The 19,269-nt window shown below is 42.2% G+C and carries 12 protein-coding genes; 2 read left to right on the top strand and 10 right to left on the bottom strand.

The features are described from left to right. Positions 1-148 precede the first annotated feature (148 nt). The 10 genes from PQO01_RS09310 to PQO01_RS09265 all read right to left on the bottom strand — a co-directional run bounded on the left by PQO01_RS09310 (position 149) and on the right by PQO01_RS09265 (position 16,537). Complete coding sequence (locus PQO01_RS09310) at positions 149-2,173, bottom strand: right-handed parallel beta-helix repeat-containing protein (protein ID WP_274313742.1); 2,025 nt, start codon at positions 2,171-2,173, stop codon at positions 149-151. 368 nt (positions 2,174-2,541) lie between these two features. Next, positions 2,542-4,122 (bottom strand): protein kinase domain-containing protein, encoded by a 1,581-nt coding sequence (locus PQO01_RS09305; RefSeq protein WP_274313741.1) that lies wholly within the window; start codon positions 4,120-4,122, stop codon positions 2,542-2,544. Positions 4,123-4,303: 181 nt separating this feature from the next. Beyond that, positions 4,304-4,561 carry a hypothetical protein gene (locus PQO01_RS09300; RefSeq protein WP_274313740.1) on the bottom strand — a complete coding sequence of 86 codons (258 nt, stop codon included), beginning with the start codon at positions 4,559-4,561 and terminating at the stop codon, positions 4,304-4,306. A gap of 1 nt (position 4,562) precedes the next feature. Then, complete coding sequence (locus PQO01_RS09295; RefSeq protein ID WP_274313739.1) at positions 4,563-5,135, bottom strand: RNA polymerase sigma factor; 573 nt, start codon at positions 5,133-5,135, stop codon at positions 4,563-4,565. A 282-nt stretch (positions 5,136-5,417) separates the two neighbouring features. After that, positions 5,418-6,506 carry a transposase gene (locus tag PQO01_RS09290; protein WP_274312032.1) on the bottom strand — a complete coding sequence of 363 codons (1,089 nt, stop codon included), beginning with the start codon at positions 6,504-6,506 and terminating at the stop codon, positions 5,418-5,420. A 633-nt stretch (positions 6,507-7,139) separates the two neighbouring features. Further along, a complete protein-coding gene (locus PQO01_RS09285) occupies positions 7,140-7,982 on the bottom strand; it encodes an alpha/beta hydrolase (RefSeq protein WP_274313738.1) in 843 nt (280 codons plus the stop codon). Positions 7,983-8,023: 41 nt separating this feature from the next. Next, positions 8,024-9,622 (bottom strand): sulfatase family protein, encoded by a 1,599-nt coding sequence (locus tag PQO01_RS09280; RefSeq protein WP_274313737.1) that lies wholly within the window; start codon positions 9,620-9,622, stop codon positions 8,024-8,026. A gap of 3 nt (positions 9,623-9,625) precedes the next feature. Continuing rightward, positions 9,626-12,664, bottom strand: coding sequence for an FAD-dependent oxidoreductase (locus PQO01_RS09275; RefSeq protein WP_274313736.1), 3,039 nt, complete (start codon positions 12,662-12,664; stop codon positions 9,626-9,628). An 81-nt stretch (positions 12,665-12,745) separates the two neighbouring features. Next, positions 12,746-14,152: a DUF1501 domain-containing protein gene (locus PQO01_RS09270; protein WP_274313735.1), complete on the bottom strand. Its 1,407-nt coding sequence runs from the start codon at positions 14,150-14,152 to the stop codon at positions 12,746-12,748. Positions 14,153-14,155: 3 nt separating this feature from the next. Continuing rightward, a complete protein-coding gene (locus PQO01_RS09265; RefSeq protein ID WP_274313734.1) occupies positions 14,156-16,537 on the bottom strand; it encodes a PSD1 and planctomycete cytochrome C domain-containing protein in 2,382 nt (793 codons plus the stop codon). A gap of 460 nt (positions 16,538-16,997) precedes the next feature. On the opposite strand from PQO01_RS09265, the gene PQO01_RS09260 reads away from it, so the two are divergent. Then, entirely contained in the window at positions 16,998-17,996 is a 999-nt protein-coding gene (locus tag PQO01_RS09260; protein ID WP_274313733.1) for an FAD:protein FMN transferase, read from the top strand. Next, positions 17,993-19,195 (top strand): hypothetical protein, encoded by a 1,203-nt coding sequence (locus tag PQO01_RS09255; RefSeq protein WP_274313732.1) that lies wholly within the window; start codon positions 17,993-17,995, stop codon positions 19,193-19,195. Before PQO01_RS09260 ends, PQO01_RS09255 begins: the two co-directional genes overlap by 4 nt. Positions 19,196-19,269: the final 74 nt, after the last annotated feature.

Genomic DNA, 19,269 nt, shown 5'->3' with positions numbered 1-19,269 from the left:
GGGCCTTCGAACGACTGTACAAAGAAGCGCTTTGATTCAGATATAAATCCTGATTATCTGATGTTATGGAAGCCGCTATATACCATCAACTTGGGAGAAATCCAAGCCAACGTTCCCCCGCGAATACTGTTGAATAGGCTTCTTATTCTTACTTCTTTTTCTTCTTTGGTGGCTTCCTTTTTTTAACCATCGGCACATTGGGGTGCGGCGGATCGAAGCGGTTATTGCTGTGCTGAACCGCGTAACTATTCAGATTCGAATAGATCCACCCCCCTCGCTCGGGGGGGCTCGCGCTCTGGAACAGATTGTCCTTTACGATGACCCCTTTGATATCGCCCGACACGCCGATGGAATTCCAGGGCGCCCAGTCGGCGCTGTAACGTATCGTATTGTTCTTGATAATAATGTTGCCGCCGAAGCCGGAATCGGATCTGACGCTAATGGAGTTGCGTCCACAGTTCTCCATCGTGTTGTCACGGATGACGTAGTCCCTTGAGCCACAGCCTTCTAACGGAAACGCTTTGGGGCCTGAGCAAAACCCGGCGTGCACGGCCGGTCCGCGAAGGTTCTTGAAAGTGTTTTCGGCAACTAAGGCGCGAGTGGAGTTGTTGAGCATACCGGCGCTGCCGCCGAGCACTTTGTTGCGGCGAAAGACAAAGTCCTGGTTGTTATGTGATAAGCGTATGAGCAGCATACTGTTCAACGCAAGATTTGTCTTGCCCGGAGAAAGGAACGAGGCATCTTCCGGCCGACCCAACTCGCGGTTCAACTCCGCCGCGTTTTTCGACAGCACCAGACGTCGCGGGGCTTGGAAATTCAGCTCTTTGATCACCATCGGTTTGCCGCCGGCGTCCTGGACCTCCATGATGGTAACGTTAGTAGCCCGTCCCTTCTCACCGTTCATGCAGTCCCACAGAACAAATGTGTCGCCTTTATGGATATCCTGCGGCCACGGCCATGGATACTTGAGGGTGGCTACATTGCCCTGGATGTTGGCGACGGGCAATGGAAACATGTGATCCATAGTGTTGTCGTCGGCGCCCATTTCAAAACGGCAGTCTTCGTACCACGATCCGATCCTACCTCCACCGATCACGCCTGATGCCCCGGTATAGTACTCAGGAGACAGCGGTAGAAATGCGCAGGAGAGACAGGATTTAGCTTCCGTTTCACCTCCACCTCCAAGCCAAATGGTACCGCCCATTCCCATAAAATTGACCTTGCTGAGCGTGATCCTCGTCACGTAATTCACTTTCCCAAAGCCCCCCCTATAGGTCTTCGCATAGGCAACCATCCCGGGACGGATTTTTTCAAGTTCCTTGGCTTTCAAACCGTGGATGCGATAACGACGCTCGCCCAGCTCCTCCATGTGCTTGCCAGCAGATCCCCATCCGGCGAGGGCGCGACCCTGGTTGGCCTCATCAACGACGCGCATGATTGTATTGCCGCTTTTGCCAGCTGGGAAATAAGAGCGAAAGTCTTCAGGAAATCCCGGCTGGACCTGCACCGTGAGCGTGCCGGCGTCCGGGTCTACCGCCAGTATATCGACGTTTGTGCTAGCCACATGTTCAGGCGTCACCACCATGTTACACACGGTGATGTCAGCGCAGTTTTTGAGATCCAGAAACCTGTCTTTGATCGTTAGAGTAGAGCCGCTTCCGTCAATGATCAGGTCCTTGACCTTACGCAGTGGAATCATCTTAGTGATATGATAATCTCCCGGCTCAAAGATAAGTTTGGCCGGGGTGTTGCCGGCGGCTTCTTTGAGTACGGCCGCAATTTCTTGAGTTGTGGATCCCTTCTTAACTAGGTACTCTTTAGATTTGCCGCGAGTGAAGGAAAAAACCTTTGACCAAGACTTTTTCCCCTCTCTGCGAACACGCCAGAAATAGGTCCCGATTGATAGCGGCTTTGCGCAAACCAGTCGCGAAACCACTTCGAGTGAATCATCAATTAGCAGTTTTTGAAAATCCTCGTCCTGGGATATCTGAACCTGATAGCGGTCCTCAATGTTCGCGCCGGCTTCCTTTTGCCAGTGAAGGTGAGGGTGGGGCAGGTATAGGGTTGCACCGTTCTCCGGGGAAAGCAGGCTGATCTCGTCGTGGGCGAGGCGATCGTCAGCTGAACTACCCACCGCCAGCAGTAACATTAATAGCATAAATTGTTTGATCATGATTAAATCTTCATTGTTTGCAAAGTTTCTAAAGTGCCAGATTGGCAATAAAGTTGAGTCTTATTATCATCGAGTTTCCTATTGGGGTTTTGAGTGGATTCATAATTTTTTTTCTATACTTTTTTTTGATTGTAGAAGACTGTTGTGAATAAGCACGGAGACCTGAACTTATTTCTTTACAGCTGAATAAACTTTTTTTGATTATAAAATATTTACTATCATCAGGAAATTCGCAAACGATACCTGCTTGTGAATACTTTGTTGGATTTATAAAACCTAGGTCTCAGTACTTAATACAGGAAAAAGAACTGTTTGGGGCAGCGAATGATCTTTTTTCATGCTGAGCTTGAGCTAAATTACGACTGTAACTAGGGGACAAATTTAAGTTCGTAAAAGCTGCTTAGTCGCTTGATGACTGATTCGGGGTAGCTTCCGTCTTTTAAAATGATTGTCTTGAGAGTAGGGTGGTTAGTGAGGCAATGATTCATTTTTATAGTCGGTATCGGCATATGTTGAGAAAGATCCAACGTGGTGATTTTAGCGTTTGTTAAGCCCATTAAATTGCAAAAATCACCCTTGAGAACAAGAGTATCCAGATCAAGGAATCGAGTTAAGAAAAGTCTTGGTGGAGGATTATTCTTATCTTCATTGTTGCCCTCAAGAGTTAAATGACGAGCAGCTTTATTGTAATCATAGGCAAAAGATTGTATGGCTTTGCCTCCAGCTTCAAAATAAGCTTGGATGACACCCTCGTAACCCTTAAATTTTCTTGATCGACTGCGTATTTCGTAATCGTATAAAACGACCCGCTGTGCTAAGATGTGCCCCACCTCATTGTAATTCATAGCTTTTAAGAAATCTATGACTTGTTGCTTTGATGGACGCTTGTGTCTGGTGAACTTCAACGATGGGCAGTCTTGAAAGACTTGCAGAAGCTCGTCTGAATCCGGAGTATAGTGCTTGAGCATTTTCTTGGTTTTAGCTGTGTTGAGCTGAATGAAATGAACTTCGGCAATTTGGTGTTTTGCCATATGAGAGTCAGGATCCAGTGTTAAAGCCAAGCTTGATAAGTCTTCCATGATACTGACCGCTTCCATGGTTTTTACATACACAGTTCTGGATTTAATACTGACTACAAGTTCATTAAGTTCGTCAGCCTTGGCTTTTTTTTGTTCGCGGCTTTGGTCTCTAATTTTGAAAATCTCTTTAATTTTGCGCTGAATTTCATCCTCTGCAAGAAGAGCCTTGTTTTCAGCTTTTAAGGCTCTGACTTCCTGAAGTTGACGTTGCTGGGTTTCGGCCTGAATCCTCTGAGAAAACCAGTTGATACTTAGACTTACAGTAAGCAAGATGACAAGGGCCAGGTTACAAAGTAAGTTTTGTCTCTTATAGAATAGCCAGGCGCAGAAGAGTTTATTTTCCTTTTCTAAACTCGTTGGTCGCAGTTTTATAAATGAACGCAAGTCATCAATAATGGCTTTAACTGATTGGTAGCGATCACAAACTTTCAGCTGTAAGCAGCGCTGGATGATCCGGTCAAGAGTTTTGGAAGTTTTAAGATTGGGAAAGCGCTCACGTAATTCTCTAGGGGTATTTTCCAAAGTAGACTTTATAAGCGCCTCCGCCGATTTCCCCTCATGGCACCTTTCTCCACAGACCAGATAATAAAGAAGGGCCCCAAGTCCATATATATCGGCGCCTTCCGCAGGAGTTTCATCCTGCCTTATTTGCTCTGGAGCCATAAAGCCGGGTGTGCCGCCAATAGTACTCTCAGTCGCTTCTGAAAAGTCAGAGATTTCTATAAGTGAACTGATTTCTGAAGCAGATATTTTTTGACCCATGCCCCAATCACAGACGACTATTTCGGAAAAGGAATAGAGTTGAATGTTTTCCGGCTTGAGATCAAGGTGGATGATACCTTTTGAATGAGCGTGTTCAATAGCTATCACAGATAGTTAAAAAGATATCCAGACATTGTTCCAGGTCTATAATTGTCTGCGCCGATCGCCAACTGGCGAGATTTTGACCTCGCTTGAAGTCCATAGTAAAAAGTGGCTTTTGATCCTTATCTATGCCGACATCATGAATTTTTATGATATTTGGGTGCTGAAGAGAAGATGTTAGCCAGGCTTATCTTAAAAGACGATCGTAAAATACCGGGTGAATGTCGTCGCGGGGTTCGGCGTAAGCAATAATTCTTTTAGAGAAGTTATCTCTTGCCGCCCAGACTTTTTTAATGCCCCCTTGGCCGGCGAGTTCATTTTTTTCGTAGCGAGATTCAATTTTTCCGAGTTCTTCACAATCGGGATTATTGGCAATCTTGTTTTCTTCAGCATCTTCTACTATGTCGAAGAGCTCCAGCAGGTTTTTTTTATAGGAATCAGCCATTTTACCCCAGGTCTTTTTGTAAAAAGTAGACTTCCTCTAAAAGGCGTTTTTTAACTCTTTTTTTAAGGGTATAGACAGATGCTTTGCTGAGTTCCAGCTTGTCGCCGATCTGATCAACGGTGACCCCCTGTAAACTGAGTTGGAAGACTTCCATGGCTTTGCCTTTAAAGTCCTTAGTTATGTTCTCCATAGCTTTCTGCATAATAAAGTGTTTCCATTCTTCTTCTGCAAAATCCAAGAAGGATTTTTCATCTGCAATATGTTGCAGACTGTCACCACCATCGATGTTTTGCTTTTTATGCTTTTGCTGCCAGCTTTTGAGTACAGTGATGCGAATAACCGAGGAAAGCCAGGTACGAAACTTACAGCGTTCACGGTCATAGGTATCCAGTTTCTTCCAAATAGTCAGCATAACTTCCTGGGCTACATCATCTTTATCTTCTTTGATCCCAAGCTTATCCAGTAATTTGTAAATGTAGCGATGGTAGCGCTCCGCAAAAACTTCCCATGCATCAGAGTCTTTGTTGTTTATGGCTCTGTTTAGTAGAGAGTGGCTGGTGACGTAAGTATTCAAAGGCTTCCTAAAGGATGAATTTAGAATATATTAGAAGTATTAAACTCGAAAAGCAAGCGAAATAATATTTCAGTGAAGGGATATTACAGTTTAGAGCTTTATTACGCTAAATATATATTAGCTGATCCTTTTGCAAAAGTCCTGAATTAGAGTGATTAAAAAGTTCATCCAGGATAAATCTTAAGATCTCGCTCACATGTATCTCGAAATTGGATACATGTGAGTATAAACAAGCCAAAAATGGACGCAAGTTGATCATGACGTATAGTTTTATGTTAGTTGCTAAATAGTCTTGAAGAGTTGGTTTGCTGTTATTGCAATAATGCCAAACATTAGATGAGTCATGACTTTTGCATGTCCTCGTACTCTGATCATCCTACCACCATAGTTGTCTTTTAAGTTCGAAAAGACTCTTTCAACAGATGACCGCTGTTTGTACCGTTCTTTTTCAGGCGGGTCAAAAATCTTTTTCTCCCCAGTTTTTCTAGGATTGTGATCAATAATAGATTTATGTCCTAAAAGATGGCTGAATTTATGGATAGAAGGTGAATCATAGGCTGCATCCATTAAATCATATAAATTAGTTATGCGTTGTGCGCTAATCTGTGCTAAAGGGATTGCCGCTTGGCTGTCGTGTAAAGACGCTGAACTCAATAGGCCTGCGACTGGTATATCTCCATCAATACAATCTAAGTGAAGCTTGTAGCCTTTCCATGAAACTTTATAACCATTACTGTTTTTCTTTGTCCCTTTATTACAGTGCGTTGGGAGCTCTTTTAAGTTTTCTTCAAGTGACCGGTCGACCTGCTTTTCCACTACGGTTTTTTCTTTAATTCGGATCTCACCTTTTTTAGGCCGCCCTCGTTTCTTAGGGGCTTTAGGCTCAGCCCCTGGTTCAGACATGACTTTTTCTCTAGCTTCAATTGCTGAAGAATCTCTACTAATGTGCGGTACTAAGGTGTCTCCACAATGTTTTACCACTAAGAATTCATGGATTCTTTGGCAGAGCTGAGAGGCGGTGATTTCTGCAAATACTCTAGAAAAAGTACTTTCATGAGGAAGCTGTTTTGCAAATTCCCAACCACATAAACGACGTATCTTTGTACTTGATTTGAGAAAGTCTATAAAAGATCTTGTTGTATCGAAGTTATAAACGGATTTGGCTATGTAAGCTTTCACTATATTAAAATGATCTTTCGGAGGTCGCCCAAATCCACACCATTCAAATTCATGGCTGAACTGATCAAGCTCAGTTATTGTGCAGATGCGAACAAACTCTTTCTCTTTCTTAGTTAATTCTCCGCCTAAAAGTTCTTCTAAGCCTGGAAATAAATACTTTTCTATGGTATCCCATAAGCCGGGTAGATTCATGTTTTTTCTCTTTTTGTTTTGGTAACTATTGAGATAACATGTTTCTACTTTTATTCAGCTTGTTTTATGACTTTTGCAAAAGGCTCAGCTGTTTAAGAACTTTTAATCTTGAAGATTTTCTTCATTTTTTGTTGTTATTTTGTATCTAAATTAAGAAGTTCCTAATTTTAATACTGATAAAGATACTTTACGATTCTTATACAGTTGAGATGAGGGATTTCACCTCGGTATAGTCAAAGCAAGCTGCATGGGATATATCATCCGCGGTGGCCTAGTGAATCATAGGGCTTGTCAGAGCGAATAAATAATAGAGTAATAATAACTATTCTAAACACTGCCCAATGCTTGTATTTCTTGCTGAATCAAGGGTGAAGTTGATCGGATGAAAAATCTTTATTCCTTAAGTCGATACCAATCCCCAAACAGTATGTGGTGATTGCTAAATCTTGTGAATAATTATATCCCTAATTTATTGCGAACTTCGCAGTTTTCCTGTGCTTTTTTGTAGTTTAGAAAAAAATTATTTAAGCAAAGAATGTTACGGGCTGTACACCATGCAGTGTATAAAGAGGCATAAACAACAATAAAAGAGCTTAGGACTGTAATCCTAAAAGATTGTGTCGGACCATATAATTAGTGGTCGAGTGCTTTGATGTATCCCAATGAACTTAGAAAATGATCCATATCCTTGGTCGTTTTCTGGTGCATTTCAGGGCTTATACTATAATTAAAAAAGGCGTGCTGCTGTCCCTCGTACAAATAAAGATCTGAGCGTATGCCCAGCGCTTCCATCTCACTTTTATATTTTTTGGCGGTCGCAACGGGGATGAGCTTATCTTTCGTCCCCAACATGACAATGGTGGGAGGTGTGTCTTTGGTCAAATTGTGCATAGGAGAAATCTCTTTCCAGTATCTTTTGACTCGCTTATATGCGAATCCCTTTTTACTGTTATCGTACACCGGATTAAAGAGTACCAAGGCTTGTGGGCGGTAGCTGATGCTTTTGTCGTCCGTATCTTCTTCAAAGCTTGTTGCCGTTCCCGTAGCTGCCGCGATGTGCCCACCAGCGGAACCTCCACCAGCGATAAGTTTATCTGGGTCAATCCCTAATTTAGCGGCATTTTTGCGAACCCATCGAATTGCTGACTTTGCATCCTTTACGCACTCAATCGGCGTAGTTTTGTGGGTGCTTTTCAATCGATATTCTGCTGAAATGGCAACCATCCCTCGCGAGGCAAGGTAGTTACACTGCCGATAAAAGGTCACAGGAGCACCGCGAACCCAGCCTCCTCCGTGAAAGAAAATGATAACAGGTCGCTTATCTGTTTTTTTATGATCATCCGGGTAGTAAACATGAAGGTTCAGCTTAATACCCTTAACATCTTTATAAAGAATTTTTTCGTGGGGTTGTGGCTCGTTCGCGATGGTACTCAGAGAAAATAAAAAAGAGAAAATTGCGATTATCATACTTTTCATTTTTAAAGCTCCAAGAGAAAGTCCTTTGTATTGACTAGCCTCTATTTCTTTTTCTTATTTTTCTTATTTCTGGAAGGGAAGGGGGTGACCTTATTTTTTTCGGCCCATTTTGTCCACATAGCGCGAAGTGTGTCTGCGCGTTCTGGGTACTGGCTTGATAAATCGTATTGTTCCCCAGGATCATTTTTTAGGTCGTAAAGCTTCCAAGTACTTCTATCATTGACAAGTTTCCAACCCTCGTGGTAAACCGCCCGACTTTGATAATGCTCCCAAAAGAATGGTCTTTCTTCCAGTTCAGCTCCCTTGACTGCGGCCATCAAACTTTGGCCATCGGCTTGAACAGGTTTTTTCCCCTTAAATGATTCCGGGAAACTGATCCCACTTGCTTCCAGACAAGTCGGTAAGATATCAATGATGTGGCAGTGACCATGGCGTATTTGACTTGCGTATTCCGCAAGTTGCTTTGGCCAGCTGACAATGAGTGGCGAAGAAATACCACCCTCGAGAGCATGGGCCTTGACGCCGCTGTAAGGTGTATTGCTGAGATTTGCACAAAAATTGGCTAGGGTTTTTGTTCCCTTTCTTTCAGGTGTAGAACCATTGTCACTTAGAAAGATGATCAAAGTGTTGTCGTATTGATTCTTTTTCTTTAAGACATCGATGAGTTGGCCAATGCCATCATCCATAATTTCAATCATGGCGGCATAAGTTGCCATAGTATTTACCCATTCACCTTTATCTTTCTCACTGAGTTTATTCCAGTTATTTGCTTGATCCCGAAGAACAGCATTCTTTGGCGCTACACCTAGTTTTTTCTGACGTTTGAGTCGCTCGCGTTGTAATTGGGTAAATCCAACTTTATAACGCTCAATACATTTTTGAACTCTATCTTTTGGAGCCTGAATTGGAGCGTGAGGGGCATAATGCGCTAGGTAAAGAAAGAAGGGCTTCTGTTGATCAACAGAACTTTCGACAAACTCAATGGCTGAATCTGAAAGCGCATGCGTTAAATAATAATCCTCAGGATATTTTGTGTCATCGGGTATGTGCTCATCATTCTTCATCATGAATTTGGGTTTGAAGTAACTTTTAGCACCCCACCAGGTGCCGTAAAAATACTCAAAACCACGATCGAGCGGGTACAGTGCTTTTTGCTTTGATTCACCAGTATATGTCTGGTGCCATTTGCCGACAATCCCCGTTGCATAGCCTTGTGGTTTCATGATTTCAGCGATTGTGGGTGCATCGGCTGAAAGCTGGCCACGATAAGCAGGTAAGTTCTGATCCTTGGACATGGCGCCAACTCCAACGGCATGGGAATAGCGACCAGTTAAGAAAGAAGCTCGTGAAGGTGTACAGCGCGAGGCATTTTTTAATCCCGTAAAACGTACTCCTTCCCGCGCCAGCTGATCTATATTGGGAGTTTCTATTTCTCCTCCGTAAATGCTTAGATCTGAATAGCCAAGGTCATCAGCAAGGATGACAATGATATTGGGCTTTTCAGCACCAAGAAGAGGCGTACTAAGCAGTGTGAACACACTAAAAATTACGCTGATTTTAAAAAGCTTTACAGAGAATTTTTTGTTACTAGCTAATAAATCCCGCAAGATAAATCGTGGACTACATACTAAAAACTTCATAGCTTATTTTTTCCTTATTGCCGTGCCATTGCTTAAGACTGTATTTGCGTACTCCGCAAAGTGACCGTTAACATCCTTGGTGTAGGTCTCTAAAATTTTACGTCCCTCATTTTGGTGATCACCGCATTCGAAAAGAAGAGCGGCGATCAAGAGTTCTTTGAATTTATTATTCAAAACAGTTCCACCTTTTGTATCAACTCCCTTACGAACATAAACATTGTCTTTAAGTTCATAATAACTCAGAACTTCATTATGTCCTTTTACCTTTTGAAGAAATTGAGCCAGTGGCTCAGCTAGTGATTTATCCTTGTTCATCCTCAAAGCCAAGCATAGAGCTTTGTAATGAGAAAGGGGGCTTTTTAAATTTAATTGCTCAAGCTTTTTGAGTAGCGGTGCGTGAATATCATGGGTATTCAAAAAGGCCATGGCTAACACTATTCGGTCTACGGGGCCATAGGTGTTAGCATATTTACGTTGGTTACTATAGTCCCAGCCATCCCCCCAGTCAGGTGAATTTTTAACTGCATCAATAAGTGTGACTTTTCCTGTATCATCTCCAAGGATAGCCAAAATACGAGCGAAATTTAATTTCACTTTAGCATCTGAACTTTGTGCGTAAGCCGTTTTTAGAAGAGGAATAGATTCTTGTGGGTGACTGATCACTATGGCTAAAGCGCTATGAGTGTCGTCCTTTCCTGGTTTTTGGTGAACGTCAATGGTAAGCTTGTGAAGAGTTTTCACTGCTTGTTTAATTTTATCTTGACTAAGAGGGAAGGAATCGCGATCAGTGAGAACCCTTTTGTTCAGGCAGTTGACCTTCACCAGTTCCCTTTGTAACATCTTAATATCGATATCGCGAACATTACCGCCTGTTGTCAATACAGCCATGGCCGCCGCCATGCCCACGGCGTAGCCCTGGTTTTGTAAATCGGGTTGCATACGAACTAAAGTCATGGCATCACGGTCTGCACTTGCTCCCAGGCCGATAACAAGCAGTCCCTCGAGCCCTTGCGGGATAACGGAACGGTAGGGCATGTCACAGTTGAAAACAGGGCCTTTCATATCTTTGATGAGGAACATTTCAGTATCCGGATGAGCACCGGCATCGAAGTTACTTTTGTGATGACTAATTGTATCCGGGAAAGTACGTTCGGTGAGGATATCTTCTGTTGTTAAAGTGTATTCTCCGACGATGCGACGACGGTCACGTGAAGGGATCAGTTGCCCCATATCATGAGAATTTAAGGACTTGTAAGCTTCTTGCCTAGCAGATAATTTTAGGTGCCAACGGTCAAATATATCGTTGTCATTGAGCATGTAGCGAGCAGGATTATGTGTGCCTGCACCAAGTTTACGTACTGCATAATTAGAAATCTGTACAGATAGGTCACCGTGTTTTGATATGCTGTACTGAGTTTTTGCCTTGGCAGCGGCAGCCAAATCTGAGTTGCCAGTACCATCGACTACGACATCGGCTAAAACGACACCTCGCCCAAAGGGAGTTGCGACGATAACGCCGGAAACCTTATTACCTTTCATAACTACGCCACAGCCATAGCTGGCAAACCAAAGTTCAGCACCACTTTTAAGTATTTGCTGACGAAGCCACTCGGATTTTTGTATTTGATTCCAGCTTTCTTTTGTGCCAAGAGCTTTATCCACTTCTGCGGTGTAGCCAAAGCGAAAGCCATACCAATAAGTTGAGATCATACCAGCAGTTCCAACGCCACCTAACTCATCCATGTACTCGATGGCGAGAGTTTTTGCTCCAGCTCTGGCAGCGCCCAAGGCGGCTGGAGCACCTGATGTACCAGCACCAACGACGACCACATCCCAACGGCCTAAAACTGGTAAGTCATGGTCGGAGAGTTGCAATTGCGGACGATCATTAAAGCGAAAGCTATTAGCTTGTTCAGATAAGACAATTTTCCCCTTTTGTGCAGTAGCAGCCAAGTAATCAATTTTATTTGATGTGGGAATATTTTTTACGATTTTGGCTGCTTTTGAACCAATCTCTTTGCCAATTGGGGCAAATTGATAAGGGCTTTTTAAAAGTTGATGGCGAGCGGAATTGTCTTTAATTCCCGCATAAGCATTCAAACTGAAAATATTATTATAGCCTTTAGGTAGGTAGTTATTTAGGTCATGACTATCTTGACTGGGCTCATTTGTTTGGATCATTCTTTCAGGGGAAAGCAATAGCCCCTCTGAGTGGTCAACCATCTTTGAATCAGAGACCATTGATCTGATCTTATGAATAGCTTTACTATGCTCACGGTAAGTATCATTTTTTAAATTAACTTTGGCGTCGTAGTGATAAACGGGGTAGTTTTTAGTCACCGATTCTATTTTTCTCTTCTTATTCTTTTGCTTTTTCTTAACGGTGAATTTTGAAGAAAATTGAAGGTTGGGAACCTGTTTTCCGTTGATAGTTTCGTTGGCTTTTTTTAAGTCACCGCCAATCACAGTGAAAGAAGCTTGTTTATCACCAGCTTGAAAATCAGTTAAAGCATTGGGCAATTGACGCACTAAAACAGCGTAAGGAGTGGCATCAATAATGACTTTTGCGCGAATGGCCTGTCGTCCACTGCGATTCACCATGGTCATGCCTGCTGGCTTACCGTTTTCGTTAACTAACAATTCGGCAGGAAAACTCCCCGTTAAAAACTGAATGTTTCTTTTGAGGAGAACTCTATCAAAAAGCCCCTTGACCTTGAGAGGCGTCGTTTGACGTTTATTATCAAATATCCATTGTGAGATTTCAGTTTGCGGTTTTTCACCATCTTCAAGCCAGAGTTTTTGATTAGCACAGATATCGTAACCAAGATAAGGGCGTGACTCAATGACCAGTACGGAAGCTCCATTGTCCGCAGCGGCACACGCGGCTTCAATGCCCGCTAGTGAACTGCCGGCGACGAGTACATCCACATCATAAGCCAGTGGCAAAGTGGATTTTGACTCCAGGACTTTATCCATAGAATAAGCTGAGAGAGGTAAGAGAGCAATAGCTAACGCTAATTTAAGGAAATGTGATATTCGCATTAATATGACCTGATTTGATATTTGTATATCATCTAATTTGAGTGAAAGAAAAACCTGCCGTTTTTTTTATAAATTTTATTGTTAGGAAAGAATCCCCTGAACAAGATGAGCGGGATTGACACCTGTGAGTTTAATATTTAGTCCCTGGAATGGATAACTCAGCTGATTGTGATCTAAGCCGAGCTGCCAAAGCAGGGTGGCATGTAGATCGCGGACATGAACGGGTTTATCCACAATATTGTATGAAAATTCATCTGTTTGACCATATTCGATGCCACCTTGTATGCCACCGCCAGCGAGGAGTGCCGAGAAGCATCGTGGATGATGATCTCGACCGTAGTCATTTTTATTGTATTTGCCCTGACCATAGCAAGTACGACCGAACTCACCAACCATGACAACTAAAGTATCTTCTAATAGACCACGTTGCTTGAGATCCTTGATTAAACCTGCTGTTGGCTGATCAACGTCACGGCATTGGCCAGGTAGGTATTTTGGCAAGTCCCCATGATGATCCCAACCACGATGAAAAAGTTGAATACAACGAACGTCACGTTCAGCCATTCGACGAGCTAGTAGACAGTTGCGCGCATAAGAACCTTGCTTCATGACTTCAGGGCCATAAAGGTCTAAATTAGCTTTTGATTCTTTAGTAATATCAGTTAGCTCAGGAATGGAACTTTGCATGCGGTAAGCCATTTCTTGTTGTGCCATAGTGGTCTGAATTTCTGGGTCGCGCAATTCATTAAAATGTTTTTGATTGAGCTGACCAAGGGTGTCGAGCATTTCCCTTCTAACTTGAGGGCTCACTCCATTTGGGTTTGAAAGGAATAAGACTGGGTCTCCTTTGCTTTGAAAAGAAGTGCCCTGGTGCTTGGAGGGCAGGCATCCGCTACCCCAAAGGCGGGAGAAGAGGGCCTGGACATTGGCTTTTCCACTCCAAAAAGCAGATGGGAGAACAATAAAATCCGGCAAATCTTTATTCATAGTGCCAAGACCATAGCTCAACCAGGATCCCAGGCTCGGATTTCCCGGTAGTTCCTGGCCAGTACAGAACAGCGTTTTTCCCGGGTCGTGATTGATGGATTCGGTATAGAGAGATTTGACCAGACAAAGATCGTCCATGACCGATCCCAGGTGGGGTAAGTTTTCGCCCATGAGGATGCCATTTGAGCCATAGCGCTTAAAGTTATATTTGGAGGGGGTGACAATCTTTTTTTGATCTTGAGTCATCGCTGTGAAACGTTGATTGCCTAATATAGAGGGAGGCATTTCTTGACCGGCAAGTTTCTGCAAACCAGGTTTATGATCAAAGAGATCCAGTTGGCTTTGGCCACCTGCCATAAAAAGCATAATGAGACGCTTGGCTTTAGGTTTATGGTGTAGTCCCTGACTAGCTGCGAAGACATTTTGCGGTAACATGGCTCCGATTGTGCCCATGCCTACTGTACTGAGAAAGGAGCGACGCGATAGATTTAATCCTGACATATTTTACTCCCTGTTTTTGGTGATGTCTAAGTTATAGAGTGTGTTGATCAACATGGTCCATGAAGCCAGCTCAATCTTGTTTTGACTCTGAAGTAAATTTACTTCACCCAGCATTTGATGAGCAAGTTTTTTATCAGCGGTATAACGCTTTCTCATTTTGCCCAAGAGCTCTACAAGTAAGCTTACTTCATGCCGATCCGCGAGTTTACAGGTGACGCGTTCATAGGCGGCTCTGATTTTCTCTTCATCACTTGTGGTCTTATCCGAAACAATGATGGTAGCTAAATTTGTCGCAGCTTTTAAGTACTCAGGTTCATTAAGAAGAAGTAAAGCCTGGAGTGGGGTGTTTGTACGTTCTCTGCGAGCAACGCAAAATTCCCGACTTGGGGCATTTAGAATTGTCATTTGTGGAGGTGGCATGATCTTTTTCCAGAAGGTATAAAGGGAGCGGCGGTAGATGGAATCACCTTTATCCGCTTTGTAGCTTTCATTAGTCATACTTACGGCAGCCCATAGTCCATCAGGTTGAGGTGGTTTTACACTTTTGCCGTACATTTGCGAATTCAGCAAATTGCTGCTGACCAAGATATTATCTCGAATCATTTCGGCAGCCATACGGTAGCGTGAACTTCGAGCGAGTAAGCGATTTTCAGGGTCATTTTTAAATTGCTCATCACTTGCTATGGATGTTTGCCTATAGGTCTCTGACATAACAATAGTTTTAAGTAACTTCTTGATATCCCAGCCTGATTCAACAAATTGGATTGTTAAGTAATCCAATAATTCCAAATGACTTGGTGGCTCCCCTTGGGCCCCAAAGTCTTCAGAGGTTTTCACTAAACCAACACCAAAAAACTGTTGCCAAAAGCGATTGACGGCTACGCGTGCCGTCAAGGGGTTATCTTTAGCCAGAAACCAATTGGCTAAATCCATGCGTGTTGTAAGTTCACCATCTTTTTTGATAGAGCCAAAGAACTCCGGAATGTCGCGTTCAACTACTTCGCCTTTCTGGTCGTATTCACCTCGATTGAGCATATACGATGAGCGAATCTTTTCCCTCCCCTTCATCACCATAGCTCCATCAAACTTAGCCAGGTAATCTCCATAGGATTTTGGGACTTTTTTAAGCTCATTCAATTCAGCCTGTAAAACTTTTTTCTTTGCTTTGTCTTTTTCTTGACGTACTCTTTTTTCCAGTTTCTCTATCTTAGGCTTGGCTTTTAAATAGGTCTTTTGTAATTCAGCAAATTTGGCCTTTTCTTTATCGCTACCAAGAATGATAAAGGGGGCTTGCAGCCCGTTTACTTCCCTTTTTGTTTCTGCATCACCATCGAAGTTATTAAAAAATGCGAACATGGCATAAAAATCTTTTTGAGTGATTGGATCAAACTTGTGATCGTGACATCTGGCACACTGCATAGTTAGGCCCATGAAAGCTGTACTCACGGCGGTAACTCGGTCAATCACATTTTTAGTGTAACTCTCTTCTGGTGGTGCAGTTCCTCTGGCCATCACCAAATGCAGTCGGTTAAAACCTGAGGCAATGAGTTGGTCATCTGTGGGTTTTTTATAAAGGTCACCAGCTAACTGATACTTCAGGAAATCACTGTAAGGCAGATTGTTATTAAAGGCTCTGATTATCCAATCTCGATAAGTATAGGTATTGCGATACAAGTCTCTATGCAGGCCATTAGTATCGCCAGCTCTAACTAAATCCAGCCAGTAACGCGTCATGTGTTCACCGTAAGCGGGCTTAGCTAAAAGTTTGTCGACCAACATTTCATAAGCATCGGGACTTTGCTTATTTTCGAAGGCACGGATCTCTTCAGGTGAAGGTGGCAAACCAGTAAGGTCAAAACTTAAGCGGCGGATTAATGTTCTTTTTGTCGCTTGTTCCGATGGCTTTAAATTATTTTTCTCTAGGGTCTCCAAAACATATTTATCTAATGGTGAATTTCCCCAATTTAATTTAGATTGTGTCGGGATCTTTAGTTTTGGCTTCTCAAACGCCCAAAACTTTTCATATTTAGCACCTTCTAGAATCCACTGTTTTATGAGTTCTTTTTCTTCTTGGCTCAATGCTTTTTTGTGAGAGTCCAAAGGGGGCATAATATCGTCTTCATCATCAGTGATGATACGCTGCCAAACAGTACTCTTCTCAAGATTTCCCGGCACAATACCAAATTTGCCTCTACGTTCGCGGTAAGCGCCATCGTCTCCCTCAGCTATATCCAATCGAAGCTTTTTCTTGCGATCGTGTTTATCCGGGCCGTGACAATGAAAACAACGGTCAGATAAGATGGGCCTGATATCGCGATTGAAATTGATGTCTTTTGCCTGATTGCTCAAAGATATAAATACAGTAAGTAAGATAAGATACTTCATAAACTCCCTGGATTACGCAAATTAATGTTTTGAATAGAGGAGTGGCCTTAGCCATCCGTCGAGTCTTATATTTAATAATTTGAGCTCCAGAAAATCCTGCCGTTGCTTTCTTGAAAAAGATATGATTATAATCATATAGGTGGGTACTCAAATTTATGATTCTAGTATTATGGTTGCACCATAAAACTTAATAGCTTAGGGCACAGCCCTAAGACCAAGTATGACTGACTTCCCCCATGCCTTTAGGTATGGAACAGAGTGATGTACCTAAAAGCACATGACCATTTTTTCATGCTTCCACCCCACATTCACATATGGGGCTGTTATGTGTCATCGCTATACGATGATTTTGGTAAAACAGATTTTTAATATTTTTTTTAAAATATTAGTAAATAGGGCGGCAGGATTTTTTTGTGGACAAATAAATAAGTAATAAGATTTATATTTTAATGGAGTCACGATGATAAATTCATTGAATAGAAGACAGTTTATGTCCTTGAGTTCAGGTGCATCTTTGATGTTTCTTGGATTTTCAGCTCATGCTGAAAAAGCTGGACTCAAAAAAGTGGTGCGTCATTCTCATGGCCTCGGTACTAAAATGACTTTTACTCTTTTTCACAATGATGAAAAATTAGCTCATCAGGCCCTAGAGGAGGCAATGGCAAAGATTGAACTCGTTGAAAACTTAATGAGTCTTTATCGCCCAGAGAGTCAATTATGTCAGCTCAATCGTGAAGGCCTTTTGCGCAATCCTCACCCCTTGTTTGTTGATGTCTTGAAAAGGACACAGGAAACTTCGGCATTAAGTGATGGAGCTTTTGATATTACGGTTCAGCCACTGTGGAAGCTCTTTAGAAAACATTCTATTAAGGGAACGATTCCAAGTCAGAATGAAATTGCTAAAGTTAAGAAGCGAGTAGCATGGCAGTCTCTTGAGATTACCCCTGATATGATCCTCTTAAACAAGCCTGGTGCTCAGATAACACTCAATGGAATAGCACAGGGGCTGGCTGCAGATATGGCCCATAAGGCGCTAAAAGTGAGAGGGATCAAACACGCATTAATTGATACAGGTGAACTCAATGCCATGGGTTCTCCAAGTAATAGAGAGGCCTGGAAAATTGCTATTCAGCATACACGTAAGTCACAATATTTATGCAAAACTAATTTAAGTGATCGCTGCTTGTCGACTTCAGGTGATTATCAGATGAAGTTTTCAGACGACTATCGTCATCACCATTTATTTGACCCCAGCACGGGGGTATCGCCAACTGAACTTGCCAATGTTTCGGTGCTTGCTCCAAGTGCTATGGAAGCCGATGCACTCTCTACGGCTGTCTTTGTTTTAGGGTTAGAAAAGGGACGCAAGCTTATTGAAAGCCTGCCAAAGGTCGATGCACTCTTTGTGGACAAAGCTGGTAATGTTGAATGTACTGAGGGGTTTAAAGTCTTCTCATGATGAAAAATATGTCGACTATTTATCGTTTTTTGATTCTGTCATTTTTATGTCAGGTTCTCATATCTTGTGCATCTTCTGAAAAGCTAGCATTAAAAGAGATTGAATTAATTGATCCCGTGTATCCCGAAGAAGCCAAAAGGCAACATGAGCTGAATATTTACAAAGGTAAGGATGGCTATATTGAGCAGTATTCACTGTATTTAAAAAACTCTGTTTGTCTGGATGAAAAATGTAAACTTGTAGAAGTGACCATGTATTGGGATGATGCAGGTAATTATTCACACCTTACCTATCCTGAAAATAAACCACTAACTAAAGTTGAGCACGATCCATTTACCAAAGAAGATTACTTGAGGCTTGACACAATTTTAAAGGATAAAACTTCGATTTTACAGAATCATTCACTGGCTTACTTAGCCAAAGAACCTGAAAAACCTAAAAAGAAAAAAGAGGAAGTAGATACATTTATTGATCCATTATCATCATTTGGCGCACCATTAGAAGGTGATGAAGATGTAGATGGGGAAGCTATAGCCACACCTGCCGCAGTTAAAGATGCCGTTGTTAAAGATGCGGCTTGGACGACTTGGGTTTTATGGACTTATGCTAATACAGAAATTGTTCCCATATTGCATACCGAAACACTAGCTCAAGCGACTCCGTATTACATACAAAAAACTTTGGATGGTGGCGATTGGTCTAAAATTGAATTTATTATAAATCACTTAGATAGTGAGAAAATTTACTCTCAGGATTACATCGACTCCATAAGTGCAAGTTTAGCAAAGGCCAGTATAGATCAAATAGAACCTGCTTTAGCGTACTTAAAAAAAGCTAGTAAAAGCCAAAACGATTATTTTGAATGCCTTATCAATACTTTGCCAAAGCAGGGAAATTATAATGCAGCGCTCATTATCGACCAATTAAGTCAGCAGCAAAGTTTGGATGATCAAATACTCCTATCTCTTACGGCTAAACTTAAGGAAGTTTCCTATTATGCGGTTCATTTATCATTAAGGACCATAGAAGATAAAGATCTTTATTCTGAAAAGATCGAAACAAACCTGAGCAAACTTTTGGATGTGAAAGATTTCTTTACGGCGAGACGTGCGTACAACTACCTGAGCGAAAAAAAACTGTCTGCCCAGACAATGCAAAAAATGGAAAGCTTCGCTCAAAAGCATGAAGATCGTCTTTAAGATGAAAAATCTCCTCGTTCTAACATTTTCTTGTCATATGCCAGTTTTTAATGACAGTAATAGTTAAAACTTTT

Origin of the sequence: Lentisphaera marina (assembly GCF_028745505.1) — a bacterium.
Lineage (GTDB): Bacteria > Verrucomicrobiota > Lentisphaeria > Lentisphaerales > Lentisphaeraceae > Lentisphaera > Lentisphaera marina.
Note: the sequence above shows the minus strand (reverse complement) of the source record. Positions and strands in the feature narration are given on the sequence as shown.